This window comes from Rhizobium sp. CSW-27 (assembly GCF_018760785.1).
Classification (GTDB): domain Bacteria; phylum Pseudomonadota; class Alphaproteobacteria; order Rhizobiales; family Rhizobiaceae; genus Neorhizobium.
Map to the genome: position 1 here is coordinate 1 of NZ_JAHHZO010000027.1, position 19,242 is coordinate 19,242.

Below are 19,242 nucleotides of genomic sequence, written 5' to 3' on the forward strand. Positions count from 1 at the left end.
AGCCGTTCGTAACGCTCGTCCAGATCAAAGAAACCAGGCTGTCCCCGCATCATCCGCTCCCGCCAAATCAAACAAGCAGGATGGAATCACGAATATCGCAAAAGCGGTAGGTTTTTCGAGGTGTCCAGCCGTCCGGCCAGGTCAGGCTTTCGGTCAGCAGGCGGCCTTCGGCGGCAAGCGGTTCGCCGGCGTGGCGGCCTGCCTCGTGCACGGCCCAGCTGAGATAGGCCGAGGCATTGGTCCACAGCGTCTTGCGGCCAAGCCCGGTATGGCTGGCGAGGGCGGCAAACAGCGGGTCGAGATTGCCGCGGATGGCGGGCGCAAGGCCGGCAAACACATCCGCCGTTTCGTCCACATGGCCGAGATGCGGCAACAGGAAGCCGCGCGGGCTGCCGCTCTGGCGCTCGACCAGCAGGCTCGCCTCGCCGAGTGACAGCGGCAGGATGCGCCGCAGTTCCAGGAAGGCGAGCGAGGCACCGATCATCAGGCTGCTCGCATAATAGAGCGACCAGAGCGAGGCGAGTGCCCGCCGGTCGGTTGCATCCGCAATGCCGGCGGCGAAACGGTCGAGCAGGCGGTCCAGCGTGGCGGGCTCGGTCAGGCTCGCAAGCGCCACGCTCTCGCAATCTTCCGGCGCCACCGTCAGGTGGCTGCCGCGACAGAAGGCGGCATAGCGCGCGCCGGTTCGGGCAATCAGCAGATCGCCCAGATCCTGCACGGGAGCTTCGCCTTCAGCGCCGTGGCGCCTGGCCTGCGCTGTCTCACCGAGAGCCATGCCCCTCCTACCAGGTGTATTTCAGGCTGGCGAGCACGCTGCGGCGATCGCCGAAATAGCAGCTGCCGTAATAGCAGGTGGTGATGTATTCCTTGTCGAACAGGTTCTTGGCCGTGACCTGCAGGTTGAGGTTTTCGCTCACCTTGTAGGCGGCTGACAGGTCGAACACGGTGTGGCCGGCGATCTTCACGGTGTTTTGCCGGTCGCCATAGCTGCTGCCGACATAGCGCAGGCCGCCGCCGAGCGTGAGATCGCCGCGGATGCCGTTGCCGGGCAGCGTGTAGGACAGCCAGGCCGAGGCGAGCTGCTTCGGCACGCGGTCCGGCCGGTTGCCGATCAGGCTTGCATCGTCGTCGCCGGTGATCTCTGCATCCCAGTAGGAATAGGCGAGCGTCATGTTCCAGCGGTCGGCCAGCTCGAACTTGCCCTCCAGCTCGATGCCGCGCACCGTCACCTCGCCGGTCTGGCGCGTCTCGGTGGGCGAGATCGTCGTCGGCACATTGGTCTGGCTGAGATCGAAGACGGCGAGCGAGAAGAGGCCGTTGAACCCTTCCGGCTGGTACTTCACGCCGACTTCCACCTGCTCGCCCTCCTGCGGCTTTAGGCTGGCGCTGGTGCCGTAATTTAACGTCGGCGCCACCAGCGGCTGGAAGGAGGTGGAATAGCTGGCATAGGCCGAAAGCGCCGGCGTTGCCTTGTAGGTGAGGCCGACGCGCTTGGTGAAGGCATGCGCCGTGGTGTCGTCGGCGGTGCCGGTCAGCAGGTAGTCGGCGCGGGTGTTGACGTGGTCGTAGCGCCCGCCCAGCGTCAGGATCCAGCGGTCGTCGAGCGTCAGTTCCTCCTGCGCATAAAGGCCGAGTGCCTTCTGCTTCACCTTCCAGTCCGTCGAGGGGCTGAGCGAGATGCAGGAGAGGCCGCAATAGGAGGGATTGAAGATATCGATGCCGCCGGCCGTACCGGTCAGGATGGTTTCGTGCGTGCTGTCATGGGCATAGTCGAGGCCGACCAGCGTCTTGCTGTCCAGCCGGTCGAGGCTGGCATCATATTGCAGCTGGTTGTCGATCACGAAGCGGTTGGCAAGCCCGTCCACGGTAAAGGCGGCGCGGTTTGCGGTCGGATCGGTGGAGGCGCCGTAGACCTCGCCATAATCCAGGCTGAGGCGCGTATAGCGGGCCGACTGGCGGAAGGTCAGCCCATTGTCGAATTCGTGGCTGAACTGGTAGCCGATGTCTTTCTGGATGGTGTTGAAATAGTTGAGATCCGGCTCGCCGAGAAAGCTGTCCGTGTCGATGGCGACGCCCATCGGAAAGCCGCGCGCCACAGAGGATTCCCGCTTGCTGTAATCGGCAAGCAGCGTCAGCGTGGTTCCGGCATCGGGGCTGATGGTCAGCGCCGGGGCGATATAGAGCCGGTCGTCATTGGAATAGTCGGTGCCCATGTCGGCATTCTGCCACTTGGCGGTCAGCCGGTAGCTGTAGACGCCCTCGGCATCGATCGGCCCGCCGAAATCCGTGCCGGTTTCCACATGGCCATCGCCGAGCGTGGTGTAGAGTTCGGCATGCGGCGTATCCTGCGGCCGCTTGGTGATGGCATTGATCAGGCCGCCCGGCGCATTGAGGCCGAACAGGGTGGAGGTGGAGCCCTTCAGCACCTCGACCCGCTCCAGCCCGTAGGGTTCCAGCCGCTGCGCGGTGAACCAGGCGGGAATGCGTGCCGCCAGCCCGTCGCGATAGGTGCCGAGCGTCGTCTGGTCGAAGCCGCGGATGCGGAAATAGTCGTAGCGGTCGTCGGAGCCGAACTCGTCGACGAAGACGCCGGCAGTATAGGAGAGCGCTTCCTGAACATTGGTGACGCCACGTTCCTCCATCTCCTTTTCGGTGACAACCGAGACGGAAGCCGGCACGTCGAGGATCGGCGTGTCGGTCTTGGTCGCGGTGCGGGCCTGCTTGGCGACCACCGAACCGTTGCCTTCCACCGATCCGGTTCCCTGCACCAGAACCGGATCGAGTACCGTATCCTGGCCGCTTGCGCTGCCGGCCGCGGCAAGCAGCGCAAGCGCTGCGGCGCCGGCGCGAAGACGGGCGCGGTGTGCCGTCCTTCGATGCGAGGCCTGCCGGTCGGCGGGCGGGCGAACATATTAAGATGAAGAAAAGAGTCAACTTAAAATACATGGAAAAATTTCCCGGAAATCCGATGCGACGGCGCAGCGTGCCGGCCGTCGCCGCGGCGCCGGGTTAACGCGCGTTAACCAAAAAGCGCTTGACGCGACTCTCGCCTTGTCGCAACGCTGTTACGGAAGAAGGGCGCTACCGGGGCTCTTCGGCGTTAGAGCTTTCCGCCCCTGTTAGTCTTGCGGGCGAGCGTATAAGATCAGGCCACAGAATCGCTTCCGCCCGCGGGCGGGGCGTGGCGACCCTTGCACGGCCGGCAGCCGGCGGAAAAGCCCCGTGGCCCTATGGAGAATGAGGATGGCGTCGATGACGCGCGGTCAGGCAAACAGCAAATCGGCTTCCGGCGAGGACAACCGCCAGCCGGCCGACGTCACCATTGCGGCGGATGCGCAGGCCCTGTCGGAACAGCTGAAGGCCATGCGCGAGCGGCTGTTTCCGCCGGCCGCCAGCAAGAGCCTGCGCGCCTTTTCCTCCGGCGAGGCGGCCAAGCTGATCGGCGTGTCGGATGGCTATCTGCGCCAGCTGTCGCTGGCCGGCGAGGGGCCGCAGCCGGAGACCGGCGCCGGCGGCCGCCGCTTCTATTCGCTTGCCGACATCAATGCGCTGCGGCTTTATCTTGCCGAGCAGGCGCTTTCCAAGGGCAATCTCGCCAAGGCGCGCAGCTATCTGCCGCGCCGCGAAAGCGCGCGCGGCGAGCATCTGCAGGTCATCTCGGTCACGAATTTCAAGGGCGGCTCCGGCAAGACCACCTCGGCCGTGCATCTGGCGCAATATCTGGCGCTCACCGGCCATCGGGTGCTGGCGGTCGATCTCGATCCGCAGGCCTCGCTTTCGGCCCTGTTCGGCTATCAGCCGGAGCTGGATCTGACCGGCAACGACACGCTCTACGGCGCGATCCGCTATGATGCGGCGGTGCGGCCGCTGTCGGAGATCATCCGGCAGACCTATTTCCCGGGCCTCGACCTGGTGCCCGGCAATATCGAGCTGCAGGAATTCGAGCACGAGACGCCGCAGGCGCTGGCCAGGCGCCAGAACGGCGAGGATTCCGGCCCGGTCTTCTTCGCCCGCATCCAGGCCGCACTTGCCCAGGTGGAGGCCGATTACGACGTGGTGGTGATCGACTGCCCGCCGCAGCTCGGCTATCTGACGCTGTCGGCGCTGTGCGCCTCCTCCTCCGTCATCGTCACCGTGCATCCGCAGATGCTGGATGTCGCCTCGATGAACCAGTTCCTGTTCATGACCTCCGATCTGCTTGCGGTGGTGCGCGAGGCGGGCGGCACGCTGAACTTCGATTTCCTGCGCTATCTCGTCACCCGCTATGAGCCCAATGACGGGCCGCAGGCGCAGATCGTCGGCTTCATGCGCTCGCTGTTCGGCGAGCGGGTGCTGACCTCGCCCATGCTGAAATCCACCGCCGTCTCCGATGCGGGCCTGACCAAGCAGACGCTCTACGAGGTGGGCCGCGAGAATTTCACCCGCGCCACCTATGACCGGGCGCTGGAGGCGATGAATGCGGTCAATGGCGAGATCGAAACGCTCATTCACACGTCCTGGGGCTGGTGACCCGATGGCGCAAGACCGGTAAAGGCAAGGAAAGGCAGGACGCATGGCTGGCAGCCGCAAGAACGAGTTGAAGGCCCTGTTCGGGGGAGGCCTGGCGCCGACCGCCGCCCCTTCGCCGGCCCCTTCGTCGGGGAAGGCGCCGGGCGCGGCGGAGCGTGAACCGTCGGCCGCTTCGGCCTCTCCGGCTGCCGCCTCCACGCCGCCGGCGGATGCCGCGCGGCCCGCCGCGCCTGCCGCCCCTCCCGTCCGCAGCGCATCCGGCGCGGTCAAGGCCATGGGGCTGACGCTCGGCTCCCTGTCGCGCGATGCCGAGGAGGCGCGCGCCCTGCGCCAGGCGCTGAGCGACGGCGAGCGGGTGATTTCCGTGCCGACCGACCGCATCGAGGCCTCCTTCGTCGAGGACAGGCTGCGGATCGGCGATCAGGACGACGAGGATTTCGCGGCCCTGGTGGAGAGCATGCGCGACAGCGGCCAGCAGGTGCCGGTGCTGCTGCGCCCGCATCCCGCCCGCCCCGGCCACTACCAGACGGCCTATGGCCATCGCCGCATCCGCGCCGCCGCCCGCCTCGGCATCGAGGTCAAGGCGGTGGTGCGCGCCCTCAGCGATGACGAACTGGTGCTGGCGCAGGGCAAGGAAAATGCCGAACGCCGCAACCTCTCCTTCATCGAGCGCGCCATCTTTGCCCGCAATCTTGCCGCCCGCGGTTTTGACCGCAAGGTGATCGGCGAGGCGCTGTCGGTGCAGAAGAGCGAGCTGTCGCGGCTGATGCAGGTGGTGGAGGCGGTGCCGGAACGGTTCATCCGGCTGATCGGAGCCGCCCCCAAGGCCGGCCGTGACCGCTGGATGAAGCTTGGCGAACTGCTGCAGAAGCCCGAATCGCTGGTGCTGGCGGAGGGGGAAGCGGCGGATGAAAATTTTCTGCGCGCACTCAGCGACCAGCGTTTCCAGATGCTGTTCGACCGGCTGTCGGCCGCGGCGAAGGGGCCGGCGCGCGCGAGCGCCGCAGCGGTGCCCGCCCGCGAGCTTCGCGATGGGCAAGGTCATGTTTTTGCTCGTCTTCGCCGCGACGGCAAGACGGCGCGCATCGAATTTTCGAGCGGTGTGGAGGCGGCCTTTCTCGATGAGGCGGCCGAGCTTCTTGCCGCCCGCTACACCGAATTCCTGGCGTCCAGAAGAGCCGATTGAGCGGCCCTGACGTCAGGCGTGCGTCCCCGCGAGTAACGGCGGAGGTATAATGACGGCCGGCCGCAAGATGCGCCGGTCAACCGATTGATGCTGGAAAGGACGAAACGAGAGCAAGAAAAAAAGGCCCCCAAAACGTTACCATTTCGGAAGCCCTCTTCAATGTAGCAATTCGAGAGAATCACTTCCGCGCGTCAAAGTCAAGAGTCGGCGGCCGAATGGCTGTTTCCGGCGCGTGATTTTATGGCCGCATGGTCGCTTTCGGGCCGACTTGCCTCCGTGAGGAGACGATCATGCCTGAGAGACTGGCAACGACGCCGTTTGGCGGCGCGCCTTTGCGCGCGAAGATTTTTGCCCGGATGACCCATGTCGAACGACAGCAGGAAAGCCTGCGCAGAGGCGAGGGTGGCAATGCCACCGGCACGGCCGACAAGTGGCAGCTGATCCGGGCGCTGACGGAGGCGCGCGGGGCCTATCGCCTGTCCGACCGCTCGATTGCGGTGCTGGAGGCGCTTGTCAGCTTCCACCCCGAGCGGCAGCTGGATGGCAAGGCGCCGCTGATCGTGTTTCCCTCCAATGCCGAGCTTTCGCTGCGCTGCCGGGGCATGTCGCCGGCCACGTTGCGCCGGCATATCGCAGCGCTTGTCGAGGCGGGGCTGATTTTTCGCCGCGACAGCGCCAACGGCAAGCGTTTTTGCCAGCGCGACGACCGCGGCCAGGTGGAAAACGCCTTCGGCTTCGATCTGGCACCGCTGGCGCTTGCCGCCGACCGGATCTTTGCCGAGGCCGAGACGGCGCGCGAAACGGCGCGTCAGGTGGCCCGGCTGAGGGCCGAGATCAGCCTGCATCTGCGCGACATCGCGAAAACCATCGAGGCGGCGCTGACGGAGGCGCGGACCGGCGATTGGCAGACCTTCATCGAAAGCCTGCAGGCGCTTTCCGGCCGCATTGCCCGCAATGGCGAGGTCGCCGACCTTTCGGTGCGGGCCAAGGCGCTGCTGTCGCTCAGGATTGCCGTGGAGACGGCCTATCTCGACAGCCTTTCCAGTGAAGAAATGAGCGCCAGTGACTCCGCTTTTGAGCGCCATATTCAGAATTCAAACACAGACCTTCATTTTGAAAGAAACGGCCAAAGAGTCACAGAGGGGGCGGGACCCGCCGTGGCAAACGAACCTGCAGCGGAGGCGGAACTGCCGAAACTGGAGAGGAAATCCGTCGGCATCGGGCTAAAGACCTTCCTGTCGGCCTGCCCGCAGATTGCCGATTATGCCCGCGACGGGGTGAAAAGCTGGCGGGACGTGCTGGCGGCGGCCGAGGTGGTCCGCTCCATGCTCGGCATCAGCCCCAGTGCCTGGGCGGCGGCCCAGAGCGCCATGGGCGAGGTGGAGGCGGCCATCGTGATCGCCGCGATCCTGGAGCGGGCCGAGGCGATCCGTTCGCCGGGCGGCTATCTGCGCGACCTGACGGGCAAGGCGGCGAAGGGCCGCTTCTCCATCCATCCGATGCTGAAGGCGCTGCAGTGAGCGGCGCCTTCAGCCGGGACTTCCGCTGCGGACCTCAGGCCCGGCGGCGCGGCGCTTCCTGCGCATAGGCATGGCGCTGCTGGCCCTGGGTGCGGAAACGGCCGAGCAGTTCGCTGAGGCTGCCGGAGATCGCCACCAGGTTCTGGGTCGATGCGCTGGTTTCCTCCATCAGCGCCGCGTTGCGCTGGGTGATCTGGTCCATGCTGCGAACGGCTGTGTTGATCTCGTTGATGCCTGAGGACTGTTCGCGGGCCGACTGGGCGATGGAATTGATATGCTCGTTGATGCTGTTGACCCGCTCGCCGATCGTCACCAGGGCTTCGCCGGTGCGGTTGACGAGGCTGACGCCGCGATTGACATCGGCCGAGGAGCGGTCGATCAGCTCCTTGATCTCGCGGGCTGCAGCGGCGGAACGCTGGGCCAGTTCGCGCACTTCCTGGGCCACGACCGCAAAGCCCTTGCCCTGATCGCCGGCGCGCGCGGCCTCGACACCGGCATTCAGCGCCAGCAGGTTGGTCTGGAAGGCGATCTCGTCGATCACGCCGATGATCTGCGTCATCTTCTGCGAGGAATTCTCGATGTCCTGCATGGCGGTGATCGCCTGGCGGACCACCTCGCCGGAGCGCAGGGTTTCCTCGGAGGAAGCCTGCACGATCTGCTGCACGTCGACGGTACGCTTGGCGGTGGCGGCGGAAATCGTGGTGATCTGCTCAAGCGTGGCGGCGGTCTGTTCGAGCGCCGAGGCCTGCTGTTCGGCCCGCTTGGCCATGTCGTCGGTGGCCGACGAAATGCCGGTCACCTCGGCCCGTACCTGATCCACCGCGCCGCCGATTTCCGAGAGGGCGTCGCTGAGTTCCGTGACGGAGCGGTTGTAATTGCTGCGGATCTTTTCGAAATCGGCGGCAAGCGCCTGGCGCACCTGCGCCGTCAGATCGCGGGCCGCCAGCTGGTCGAGGGCGGTATCGATCGCCTGCAGCGCCTCCTGCTGCTCGGCCGCGGCTTTTGCCCGCTCGGCCTCGGTCTTGGCGCGTTCGGCGGCGAGCGCCTCCAGATAGACGGAAATCGCATAGTCCATGTCGAGGAGCGCGGCCTTTACGACCGCGCAAAGCTGCTGCTCGACCGCCTTTGCCTTCTTCTCGATGAGGAAGCCCTTCAGCTGCTGGCCGATGACCGCCTTGATGATGCCCTCGACGATCATCGCATAGCCGCCGATATACCAGCGCGGTTCCAGTCCAAGCCTTGCATGGGTGCGGCCGACGGTCGAGACGGCATCCACATAGGCCTCGTCATAGCGGCCGGAGGCGATGCCATCCCAATGCTGCACCTGGCGCCCCTTGGCATGCGCCACATGCGCCGCATCGCGGAAGAAGCTGGCGGTGTGCGGATCGCGCGATGCCTTGGCATAGAAGCCATCAAGGGCGGGACCGATCGCCCCGGCCAGCAGCGGCCGCATCTGCGCCAGGATGCGACGCTGACCCTCGTCGAGGCCAATGAAGTCGAGGCGGTCCTTCAGATGCTGAAGCTTTTCGTCGGATGGCATGGGTATAACTCCGGGGGGCAGGGCACGGATCGTGCAATTCCTGCGTAAGTTAGTGACTATTGATTAATGACGACTTATTGTTGCGTCACGGTTCGTGACAGTTGTTCGCGTCGGCGGGCAGACTGCCGCGGCCATGGCTGGCGGCCAGGCCGCGGGGTGACAAATGTCTGTTAAGATCTGAGGATGTATCGTAAATGGGTGAGGATTGGGTTACAGAACTCGTTCAAAACCGCCATTGCCGCCAGTCGTGAAAGCTCCACGCCCCCATGCTCAACCGCCCCATGTTCCGCCGTGCCGACAATCTGGAGGAATTCGTTGATCTGGCTTCCGTGCCGCGTCACCGGTTCATTCACAACCATCCGTTCATGGAGCGGCTGCGCCGGGCGGTGCCCTTCGATTACGTGATGGTCAGCGGGCTCGACATCGACCGCTTCCGCTTCGGCACGGCCCAGTCGATCGACACGGATTTTCCGCCGGCCTTCCTGGAGGCCTATTATGGCGAGCGCTTTCACCTGACCGATCCCTTCGTGTACCATTCCAAGCTGTCGGAAGGGGTGGTGATCGAGACGGAGGTGCTGAAGGACGTGGTGCTGCCGGAGCGGCTGGCCTATCTTCTGGACACCTTCAACGTGCGCAACCGCACGCTGTTTCCGATCCGGCGGCGCGACCAGATGTATGGCTGCGTCGGCTTTACCCGCACGACGCCCTTCGAACCGGATGAGATCGCCTTTCTCGGCGCCATCGCCAAGGCCGCGCATACCGAAATCACCCGCCCGCTGATGGAACGCTTCGCCGCCGCCGAAATGAAACTGTCTTCCGGCGAACTCACCTGCCTGCGGCTGGCCTCTGGGGGCCTGACGAGCGAGCAGATCGCCCAGCAAAGCGGCTACCAGGTGGATACCGTCAACACCTACATCAAGAATGCCACCAAGAAGATCGGCGCCTCCAACCGTACCCAGGCAATCGCCGAGGCCATCCGTCGGCGTTTGATTGAGTAGCCGGGCAAAGCACCGGGGGGTGAGCAGAAACTGGGCAGTTCGGTCAGTTCGGTGGCGCTAATTTACCTCTTCTAAATGGAGAGCCCCCATAATTGGAGCGTCGGTAAGTCCTGCCGTACCCCAGCCATGACGGCCGGTTGTCCCCTTGTGTCTGAAATTCGAGAGACCGTGTCCGGCCGGATGACGTGTCGTCCGCTGGTGCGGGCGGGCGCCGACGGCTTGAAGACCGACCGGCTGGAGATCGCATGTCCGTCCTCATCCCCTTTTCCACCGATGCCGACCGGGTGCTTTCGGCAATGAACCGCTCCTTCGCGATCATCGAATTCGATCCGTCGGGCAAGATCCTCAAGGCCAATGACAATTTCTGTGCGGTTCTGGGCTACCGGCCGGAGGAACTGGTCGGCCAGCATCATCGCATCTTCGTGCCGCCGGAAGAGGCGATGGGCGAGGGCTATAAGGCCTTCTGGGCCAAGCTCGGCCGCGGCGAATTCGACCGCCGCCAGTATCGCCGCATCGGCAAGGGTGGCCGCGAGGTGTGGATCGAAGCCTCCTACAATCCGGTGATGAAGAACGGCCGCGTCTACAAGGTGGTGAAGTTCGCCACCGACATCACGCCGCTGAAGCTGGAGGCGGCGGACAATGCCGGCAAGATGTCGGCCCTGTCGCGGGCCCAGGCGATCATCGAGTTCTCGCCGGATGGCGAGATCCTGTCCGCCAACGAGAATTTCTGCGCCACCCTCGGCTACCGGCTTGAGGAGATCGTCGGGCGCCATCATTCGATGTTCTGCGATGCCGACCATGCGCGCAGCGACGATTATCGGCGGCTGTGGCAGCGGTTGAAGCAGGGCGAGTTCTCCACCGGAGAGTTCAAGCGCATCGCCAAGGGGGGCCGGGAGATCTTCATCCAGGCCTCCTACAATCCGATCTTCGACATGAAGGGCCAGGTGTTCAAGGTGGTGAAGTTTGCCACCGACGTGACCGATCGTGTGGGCAATGTCGCGACGCTGGGTGCCGGCCTGAAGCAACTCGCCGAGGGCGACCTGACCTTCGCCATCCCGATGCCGTTCATCGCCTCGCTGGAGCCGCTGAGGCTGGATTACAACGAGGCGGTCGGTCGCCTGCGCGAGGCCCTCAGCCTGGTGCAGCGCAATGCATCTGCAATTTCCGCCGGCTCCGACGAGGTGCGTTCCGCCGCCGATTCGCTGTCGAAGCGCACCGAGCAGCAGGCGGCCTCGGTGGAGGAAACGGCAGCCGCTCTGGAGGAGATCACCACCACCGTCAAGGACAGCAGCCGCCGCGCCCGCGAGGCCGGCGATCTGGTGGAACGCACCCGCACCGGTGCCGAGCGTTCCGGCGAGGTGGTCCGCCAGGCCATCAGCGCCATGGGCGCAATCGAGGCCTCCTCGGGCGAGATTTCCTCGATCATCGGCGTGATCGACGAGATCGCCTTCCAGACCAACCTTCTGGCTCTCAATGCCGGCGTGGAGGCCGCGCGCGCCGGGGAAGCGGGCAAGGGCTTTGCGGTGGTGGCGCAGGAAGTGCGCGAGCTTGCCCAGCGCTCGGCCAAGGCGGCAAAGGAGATCAAGGCGCTGATCACCGCATCGGCCGCGCAGGTGGAGAAGGGGGTGGCGCTGGTGGCCGAAACCGGTTCGGCGCTGGAGGATATCGTCACGCAGGTGCGCGACATCTCGACCAACGTGACGGCGATCGTCGAGGGTGCCCGCGAGCAGTCGACCGGGCTTTCCGAGATCAACCAGGCCGTCAACACCATCGACCAGGGCACGCAGCAGAATGCGGCCATGGTGGAGGAAAGCAATGCCGCCGCCCACAAGCTGGCCAATGAGGCGGGCGAGCTTTTCCGCCTCATCTCGCGCTTCCGGCTTGGGGAGGCGGCCGCCGCCATCGCCGCGTCGCAGCGTGCCACGCCTGCACCGGCGCCGTTGCAGCGCCCGCCCGCCCGGCTGCCGGCCCGCAGCCATCGCGGCAGCGCCGCCATCGCCCAGACCGCCGAATGGCAGGATTTCTGATCCCGCTTTCGGCACGACGGCACACGACACAGAAGGGCGGCTGCGGCCGCCCTTCTGCGTGACGGCTCCTACAGGGCGCGCATCTCGCTTTCCGAAAGCGGCGCCGGCAGGCCGAGCTCGTCGCACAGTTCGGTGACCTTCTGGCCGGCAAGCCAGATGAGGAATTGCCGGTCGACCACCTGCAGGCTGGTGCGGGAAGCATCGTAGTCGAGGACGAAGGGGCGGATGCCCCGCTGGTTCTGCAGGGAGGGCAGGGCGGACAGCGTCTGCGTCACATGGCTTTTGTCGAGGGACTTTCGCCGCGGATGCCGGGCCTTGATGATGCCGTAGATCTTCTTCAGCCGGATGCCCCGGTCGAGCTGCTCGGCGCCATGGCACAGCATCGCATAGATCAGCCACTTGGGCATTTCCAGTTCGCTCGCCTGGCTCGCGCCGGAAAAGCCCTCGACAAAGCCGTTGTACCGCGCCGCCTGTTCACCGACGATGCGGCGTACCAGATCGGACACGTTGAGACCGGCGCCGACGCCCGTGACGCTGTCCTGCGTCTCATGCACATTTGCCGCCCGGCAGGCGCGCCGGCAGGCCTCCTGTACGAGATGCACGCTGTCGCAGCAGGCGGACAGCAGCTGCCTGCGGAATTCCTCGTCAAAGGCGATGCCGAGCATGGAGGCGCCCGCGCCCATGACCGCCGAGAGGCTCTCCCGCGACCAGCGATCGGTATTGACCGGCAGCACCCGGTCGGTCAGGTCGCCGTTCAGGGTGGAGAGGCGGTTTTCGTCCCGCCAGGCGGCGAGGATGATGAAGGAGATCTCGGTGTTCTCGTGGAAGGTCTTCAGGGAGAAGCTGAAATCGCGCTGCGTGCCTTCCGGCAGGTAGTGAAAGTCCTCCAGCACGATGTAGCTGGAGAACTGCATGTCGGCGAGGACGCGCACCACATCGTTCGGGTCGAGAAGGTCGAGCTTGATCGGCGGCAGGATCTCCGCTTCGCCGGCCTCCGCCGTCCTCTGGCCGGATGGCTCGGCAACATGCAGCACCCGCCCCTGGCAGAAAAACCGGCATTGATCCGGCCTCGCGCAGGCCCCGGCCTTTTCCATGGATCGTTTCAGGCTGAAGGCCGCCTCCTTCAGGATCGAGCAATGCAGATCGGCGAGCGTCCATTTCTTCTGGCAGGAGACCACGATGTGATCCGTCTCGGCCAGGCAGCGCTTGCGCAGTGCGGTCTTGCCCTGCTTGGAACCGCCATATATGATAATATTCTGACGTTTGGATAAATGGTCGATAAAAAGATCGTCGACTTCGGGCCGGGCCACATAATTCAGCGGCAGGTCCCTGCGAATGCCGAAGACGTCGTCAACTGAGCAAATGTTCTTCATGAGGCGTCACAACTGTTTCGGTTGGTGTCATTCTCCATGGTGCATTGACGGATGGTGTTTCTCCGGCCGGCCCCTCCCATGCCTTGCCCGGTGCGAATGTGACCGAGCATCATAAGTTGTACGCATAGTTGTATCTGCTTTGATGAACAATCATTGTTTTTGACATAATCGATCAAGATAAACCGCCGCCGCGGCGCCAAATGCCGCAGACGGGCGCGCGACCGCCGCAAGGCGCCTTGCGCGGTCGCGGTTTACATTTCGCCGCGGCCCCCTATCTACCCTTGCCGATGACGGTCCGGGCCGGGCAAAGGCCGCGGGGAAGCCCGGTGCGCCGGACCGGCTTGCATGATCGGAGACAGGTTTTGACTGAAACAGATCCGGATCTGGAAGCCTGCGCGCGCGAGCCGATCCGCGTGCCGGGCGCCATTCAGCCGCATGGCGCGCTGTTCGTGCTTGCGGGCGAGCCGCTGTCGGTGGTGCAGGTCAGTGACAATCTCGGCGATTTTCTCGGAGGAGACGTGGTGCCCGGTCAGCTGCTGACCGGCGCGTGGCAGGCGCTGGGCGAGGCGCTTTCGGCCTGGCGGAGTGGCGAGGAGGGCTATTTCCAGACCCGGATCGAGGCGCGCCGGCTGACGGTTTCGGCGCATCGCGCCGGGCCGCTGGTGGTGGTGGAGGTGGAACCGGCGGGCGACGAGCGGCTGGACATGGTGTTTTCCCGCCTGCGCAGCTTCACCGAGCAGCTGTCCGCCGAGCCGGATGTCGAGCGCTCGCTGTCTTCGGTGGCCCGTTTCGTGCGGATGCTGACCGGCTTCGACCGGGTGCTTCTCTACCGTTTCGATGCCGACTGGAACGGCCAGGTGGTGGCCGAGAGCGGCAACGGCCGGCTGCCCTCCTATCTGGATCTGCGCTTTCCCGCCGCCGACATTCCCGCCCAGGCGCGTGCCCTTTATGCCGCCAACCGGCTGCGCATCATTCCGGATGTGGATTACAGGCCGGTTGCGCTGCGCCCGGCGCTGAACCCGGTCACGGGAGCGGCCCTCGACATGAGCCTCTGCCAGCTGCGCAGCGTTTCGCCGGTGCATCTGGAATACATGCGCAACATGGGGACCGGCGCGTCGATGTCGGTCTCGATCCTGGTCGACGGGCGGCTGTGGGGCCTGGTTTCCTGCCACAGCGCCGGGCCGCATATGGTCTCGCAGGCGCTGCGCGAGACCTGCGATTTCGTCGCGCAGGCGCTCGCCATGCGCATCGGCGCGCTGGCGCGGGCCGAGGATGCCGCCCGCCGGGTGACGCTTGGCGGGGTGACCAGCCGGCTGCTGTCGCAGATGGCGACGGCAGGCGACTGGATGGAGGCGCTCGCCGTCGACGCCGAGAGCCTTCTGGCCCAGGTCGGGGCGGGCGGCGCCTGTCTGGTGACGCCGGACCGGCTGCTTGCGGTCGGGGAAACCCCGTCCGGGCCGCAGATCCGCCAGCTGGTGGAATGGCTGCAGGCCGGGCCGCGCGAGGACCTGTTTTCGACCCATCATCTGGCGCAGATGCTGCCGCAGGCGCAGGCCTTTGCCGGATCTGCCAGCGGCGTGCTGGCGCTGTCCATCTCGCGGCTTCATGCAAGCTGGCTGATCTGGTTCCGGCCTGAACTGGTGCATACGGTCAAGTGGGGCGGCAATCCGCACGAGAAGATCCGCGAAAGCGGCCGCATCCATCCGCGCCAGTCTTTTTCCGCCTGGCAGGAACTGGTGCGCTGTCGCGCCGAACCCTGGAGCGATGCGGAACTGGCGGCGGCGCGCGACCTGCGCTCGGCCATCGTCGGCATCGTGCTGCGCAAGGCCGAGGAACTGGCCGAGCTTTCCAGCGAGCTGCAGCGGTCCAACAAGGAGCTGGAAGCCTTTTCCTATTCCGTCTCGCACGATCTGCGCGCGCCCTTCCGCCACATCGTCGGCTTTGCCGAGCTGCTGCGCGAGCGGGAAGGGGCGCTCGACGAGAAATCCCGCCATTACCTGCAGACCATTTCGGATGCGGCGCTCTCCGCCGGCAGGCTGGTCGACGATCTTCTGAACTTCTCCCAGCTCGGCCGCGCCTCGATCGTGCCGCGGCCGGTCGACATGGACAAGCTGGTGGCGGAGGTCATCACCTCGGTGATGCTGACGGCCGGGAACCGCACCATCGAGTGGCGCGTTTGCCCGCTGCCCGTGGGGTTCGGCGACGCGACGCTGCTGCGCCAGGTGTGGTTCAACCTCGTGGACAATGCGGTGAAATACACGCGGCCGCGCGATCCGGCGCGGATCGTCATCGAGGGCGAGGCGAGGGACGGGATGGTGGTCTATTCGGTGAGCGACAACGGCGTCGGCTTCGACATGGCCTATGTCGGCAAGCTGTTCGGCGTCTTCCAGCGCCTGCAGCGGCCGGAGGATTTCGACGGCACGGGGATCGGCCTGGCGCTGGCGCGCCGCATCATCGAACGCCACAACGGCAGCATTTCGGCGCAAGGGGTGGTGGATCAGGGTGCGTCCTTCACCTTCGCGCTGCCGACGACAGAACGGAAAGGTCGAGCATTTGCCTGAACTGCGTCCCATCCTGCTGGTCGAGGACAGCCCCCGCGACCTTGAACTGACGCTGGCCGCGCTGGAAAAATGCCAGCTGGCCAACGAGATCGTGATTGCCCGTGATGGTGCCGAGGCCATGGATTATCTGACCCGCGGCGGTATCTACGGCAACCGGCCGCACGGCGACCCGACCGTCGTGCTGCTGGACCTGAAGCTGCCCAAGATGGACGGGCTGGAGGTTCTGGAACGGGTGAAGACCAATGAGCAGTTGCGCCACATCCCCATCGTCATGCTCACCTCCTCCCGCGAGGAGCAGGATCTGGTGAGAAGCTATGAACTGGGCGTCAATGCCTTCGTGGTGAAGCCCGTCGAATTTTCGCAGTTCTTCAAGGCCATCCAGGACCTTGGCGTGTTCTGGGCCCTGTTGAACGAGCCGCCGCCGGGATATGCGCATCATGCCAAGCTTTGAGCCGCAGCCGCCGGCGCGCGTCCTTCTGCTGGAGGACAGCGCGCTCGATGCCGAACTGATCACGCAGCATCTGGACGAGATCCGGCCGCGCCCCAGCGTGCGCTGCGCGGCCAATCGCGCCGCCTTCATGGCCGCGCTCGAGAGCGGCGAGGTGGACGTGATCCTCGCCGATTTCTCGCTGCCCGATTTCGACGGGATGACGGCGCTGGAACTCGCGCATCAGCGCCTGCCGCAGACGCCGTTCATCTTCGTATCCGGCGTGCTGGGGGAGGAGGCGGCCATCGAGAGCTTTCGTCGCGGCGCCACCGATTACGTGCTGAAGCAGCGGCTGATCCGCCTGCCTGCGGCGGTGGAGCGGGCGCTGGCGGAAGCGCGCGAGAAGGCCGAGCGCCGTCGCGGCGAGGAGCATCGCGAGCTTCTGGTGCGCGAACTCAGCCATCGGGTGAAGAATACCATGGCCATGGTGATGTCGATGGTGCGCCGCACCGCCGGCAGTGCCACGAGCGTGGAGGACTATGTCGAGACGCTGCTGGGCCGGCTGCGCGCCATGTCGGATGCGCATGCCCTGCTGTTCGAGACGAACTGGAACGAGGCGGGACTCGGCGAGGTGATCGAGCGTGCCTTCGCCGCCCATCCGGGCGCAGCCGAGCGCGTGCGCATCGCCCCCGGACCGCCGACGCCGCTTGATCCGCGCGCGGCGCTGTCGCTTTCCCTGGTGCTGAACGAGCTTGCCACCAATGCGCTGCGCTTCGGGGCCCTTTCGGGTGATGCGGGCACGGTGGCGGTGGCCTGGCAGCGCGAGGTGGATGAGCGGGGCCGCCCGCATCTGCTGTTGCGCTGGAGGGAGGAGGGCGGCCCGTCGGTGCGGGCGCCCGATGCGGAAGGATTTGGCACCACGCTTGTCCGCCGCACCATCGAATACGAACTGATGGGCCGGGCGGAACTGGATTTTGCCGGTCCCGGCCTTGTCGCGACCCTCCGCTTTCCGTTGCAGGCCGCCAGCGCCGAGGCGCTCGGCCCTTCCGCCGCCGATCTCTGAGCGGCTGCTTGAAAAGGGCGCGCATCCGGCGTAATTTTGCGGAGTGGATCGGGAGCTGTCACTCCCGATCCGTTTCGCTAGATGACGAATATCACCCGCACGGCCATCGACCAGCCCGTGCGGGTTTTTCGTATTACCAGCGTGATCGTTACAGGCATCAGACCCATCGTGATCACTCCGTTCGCAGGCAGAGCCTCTGCCTCGGCCGGTGTGGCTCATTCCCACCGGTCAGCGCCGGCTGGCATGGCGCCTGCTGCTTGGCCCGCGACAGGCCAGCTTGTAGCATGAGGCCAGCGCGGGCGCCGCTCCGGGATTTCAGGGGAGGAGGCGGATGTCAGCCGCGACGGGCGCGCAAGGGGGCGCGCGTGTCGGCCTGGAAGGTTTGCGCCATCAGGGCGTCGAGACGCTCCGGGCTCCAGGGCTTGGCGATCAGCGGCAGGCTGCCGAGCCTTGCCTTGACCTGCGGCAGTTCCGCATAGCCGCTGCAGACGATCAGCGGGATGCCGCGCTGCGTCAGACAGTCGATCACCGGAAAGGACAGTTCCCCGGCAAGATTGAGATCGACGATGGCGCCGGCCAGCGTCAGGTCCGGAATGGCCTCCAGCGCCTGGGCCACGCGGCCATAGGGGCCGGCGGTCTCATAGCCGCGGGCGATGAGGTGATCTTCCATGTCGAGCGCCAGAAGCATGTCGTCTTCCAGCACCAGGATGCGGGGGCGATGCGGGCGTATGGGGCTATCCACCGGAGCGGCTCGTCTGGTCTTTGCGTGAAATCTCTGGTGGTAGATGCAGCAGTTCCCCCCAAATTCAAGGGGTTTTCTGTCAGGAACGTGCAGCTTTTGCGGCCCTTAAGCCTTGGGTAAAGTCTGCCCGCCATAGTCTCAGCCGCAAGGACAGCGGGGATCGGGACGGGAATGGCAGAGGAGCCGATGCAGGCCGATGCAGTGCCGGCGCCGCGACGGCGCGTTCTGAAGGGCGTGCGCCTCGTCTTCAACCAGGGCCGCAGCACCATGAGCGGGCTGCTGCGCGACATCTCGGAAACCGGTGCCCGGGTCAGCGTGGAAAATTCGCTGGTCATTCCCGACGAGGTGATCCTGCTGTTTCAGGATGGCAGCCGCAAAAATTGCCGGGTGGCGCGCCGGGAATTGCGGGAACTCGGCCTGCATTTCTGCTAGGCTTGGGCTCTCTTCGGCCGCGGGGGCCGGAGGGCCGCAGGAGACCGGTCGATCATCGGCCGGCCAGGGGGCCGAAGGCCCGTGATGATCACGCAGGGGACGGAATGCGCCGGCATTGCGCAGGCCGCGGCTCAGTTCAGCGTGAGCAACTGGTGCATGAGGGAAGCGAGCTTGGCCTTGAAGGCCTCGTCGTTCTCTCCAATGGGGGAAAAGCGCGAAAGGAAGGGCCGCGTGGAAACCAGGACGCCGATCATCGACATCGTGGCGATCAGCGCAAGGTCGAGCCGCTCGCGCGCCTCGTCGCTGGTCAGATTGCGCAGTCTTGCCGCATATTCGAGCAGCAGTTCATGAACCGGCTGCGCCATCCTTTCCTGGATCAGCGCCTGCCGCTCCTCGTCGGCACCCGTCATGATCTCGCTGATCAGCAGCTGGGCGAACAGCGGCCGGTCCGCCACCAGCGTCACCATGCCGCTGCACAGGTTGCGCAGCTGCTCCTCCGGCGTGCGGTCGCGCTGCTCGTGCGGCCAGGCTTGCAGCTGCTCCAGCGTCTCCTCCGCCATTGCATCCACCACGGCCGTCCACAGGCCGAGCTTGGAGCCGAAGCGATAGGAAAGCAGCGCCACATCCACGCCGGCGCGCGCGGCGATCGTCCGCAGCGAGGTCTTCTCGAAACCGTTTTGCGCAAAGCAGGCGAGTGCCGCCTCCAGCAGCGCCTCGCCATTGTGCTCCTTGCCCTTGCGCGGACGTCCGCGTCCGCGCTCCGTGCTCAGTTTGCAATTCGTCAATGCTTTCTCCTTGTCCCGTCTTGACACCATAGCGCCATGAAGGCATCTATTCAACAACTGATGAATAAAACGCAGATCC

General features: G+C 65.5%; 15 protein-coding genes. 9 read left to right on the forward strand and 6 right to left on the reverse strand.

The window, feature by feature from the left end:
- Positions 1-67: 67 nt before the first annotated feature.
- Positions 68-775 carry a siderophore-iron reductase FhuF gene (gene fhuF, locus KLP42_RS25515; protein WP_215570903.1) on the reverse strand — a complete coding sequence of 236 codons (708 nt, stop codon included), beginning with the start codon at positions 773-775 and terminating at the stop codon, positions 68-70.
- A gap of 7 nt (positions 776-782) precedes the next feature.
- A complete protein-coding gene (locus KLP42_RS25520) occupies positions 783-2,750 on the reverse strand; it encodes a TonB-dependent siderophore receptor (protein WP_353844936.1) in 1,968 nt (655 codons plus the stop codon).
- A 502-nt stretch (positions 2,751-3,252) separates the two neighbouring features.
- On the opposite strand from KLP42_RS25520, the gene repA reads away from it, so the two are divergent.
- The 3 genes from repA to repC all read left to right on the forward strand — a co-directional run bounded on the left by repA (position 3,253) and on the right by repC (position 7,215).
- Positions 3,253-4,509: a plasmid partitioning protein RepA gene (gene repA, locus KLP42_RS25525; protein ID WP_215570955.1), complete on the forward strand. Its 1,257-nt coding sequence runs from the start codon at positions 3,253-3,255 to the stop codon at positions 4,507-4,509.
- Between the two features lie 43 nt (positions 4,510-4,552).
- Positions 4,553-5,695, forward strand: a complete 1,143-nt coding sequence (gene repB, locus KLP42_RS25530; RefSeq protein ID WP_215570905.1) for a plasmid partitioning protein RepB — start codon at positions 4,553-4,555, stop codon at positions 5,693-5,695.
- A 290-nt stretch (positions 5,696-5,985) separates the two neighbouring features.
- Positions 5,986-7,215, forward strand: a complete 1,230-nt coding sequence (gene repC / locus KLP42_RS25535) for a plasmid replication protein RepC (RefSeq protein WP_215570907.1) — start codon at positions 5,986-5,988, stop codon at positions 7,213-7,215.
- Between the two features lie 34 nt (positions 7,216-7,249).
- On the opposite strand, the gene KLP42_RS25540 is transcribed toward repC, so the two are convergent.
- Positions 7,250-8,755, reverse strand: coding sequence for a globin-coupled sensor protein (locus KLP42_RS25540; protein WP_215570909.1), 1,506 nt, complete (start codon positions 8,753-8,755; stop codon positions 7,250-7,252).
- A gap of 266 nt (positions 8,756-9,021) precedes the next feature.
- Between KLP42_RS25540 and KLP42_RS25545 the strand changes: the two genes are divergently transcribed.
- Together KLP42_RS25545 and KLP42_RS25550 are read left to right on the forward strand one after the other, a co-directional pair.
- Complete coding sequence (locus KLP42_RS25545) at positions 9,022-9,753, forward strand: helix-turn-helix transcriptional regulator (RefSeq protein ID WP_215570911.1); 732 nt, start codon at positions 9,022-9,024, stop codon at positions 9,751-9,753.
- A 245-nt stretch (positions 9,754-9,998) separates the two neighbouring features.
- Positions 9,999-11,780 carry a methyl-accepting chemotaxis protein gene (locus KLP42_RS25550; RefSeq protein WP_215570913.1) on the forward strand — a complete coding sequence of 594 codons (1,782 nt, stop codon included), beginning with the start codon at positions 9,999-10,001 and terminating at the stop codon, positions 11,778-11,780.
- Between the two features lie 68 nt (positions 11,781-11,848).
- Here KLP42_RS25550 and KLP42_RS25555 read toward each other — a convergent pair whose 3' ends face one another.
- The gene (locus KLP42_RS25555) at positions 11,849-13,153 is read right to left on the reverse strand and encodes a hypothetical protein (protein ID WP_215570915.1); all 1,305 of its coding nucleotides are present in this window, start codon (positions 13,151-13,153) and stop codon (positions 11,849-11,851) included.
- Positions 13,154-13,515: 362 nt separating this feature from the next.
- Between KLP42_RS25555 and KLP42_RS25560 the strand changes: the two genes are divergently transcribed.
- The 3 genes from KLP42_RS25560 to KLP42_RS25570 are packed head-to-tail and all read left to right on the forward strand — an operon-like array spanning position 13,516 to position 17,204.
- On the forward strand, positions 13,516-15,714 hold the full coding sequence (locus KLP42_RS25560; RefSeq protein ID WP_215570917.1) for an ATP-binding protein: 2,199 nt from the start codon (positions 13,516-13,518) through the stop codon (positions 15,712-15,714).
- On the forward strand, positions 15,707-16,165 hold the full coding sequence (locus KLP42_RS25565) for a response regulator (protein WP_215570919.1): 459 nt from the start codon (positions 15,707-15,709) through the stop codon (positions 16,163-16,165). The genes KLP42_RS25560 and KLP42_RS25565 overlap by 8 nt, the downstream gene beginning before the upstream one ends.
- Positions 16,152-17,204: a sensor histidine kinase gene (locus KLP42_RS25570; protein ID WP_215570921.1), complete on the forward strand. Its 1,053-nt coding sequence runs from the start codon at positions 16,152-16,154 to the stop codon at positions 17,202-17,204. Before KLP42_RS25565 ends, KLP42_RS25570 begins: the two co-directional genes overlap by 14 nt.
- Positions 17,205-17,538: 334 nt before the next feature.
- Here the strand turns inward: KLP42_RS25570 and KLP42_RS25575 are convergent, their stop codons facing one another.
- Positions 17,539-17,946, reverse strand: coding sequence for a response regulator (locus KLP42_RS25575; RefSeq protein ID WP_215570923.1), 408 nt, complete (start codon positions 17,944-17,946; stop codon positions 17,539-17,541).
- Positions 17,947-18,117: 171 nt separating this feature from the next.
- Here KLP42_RS25575 and KLP42_RS25580 point away from each other — a divergent pair, with 171 nt between their 5' ends.
- Entirely contained in the window at positions 18,118-18,378 is a 261-nt protein-coding gene (locus KLP42_RS25580; protein WP_215570931.1) for a PilZ domain-containing protein, read from the forward strand.
- A gap of 131 nt (positions 18,379-18,509) precedes the next feature.
- Here the strand turns inward: KLP42_RS25580 and KLP42_RS25585 are convergent, their stop codons facing one another.
- Entirely contained in the window at positions 18,510-19,163 is a 654-nt protein-coding gene (locus KLP42_RS25585; RefSeq protein ID WP_215570933.1) for a TetR/AcrR family transcriptional regulator, read from the reverse strand.
- Between the last annotated feature and the right edge of the window lie 79 nt (positions 19,164-19,242).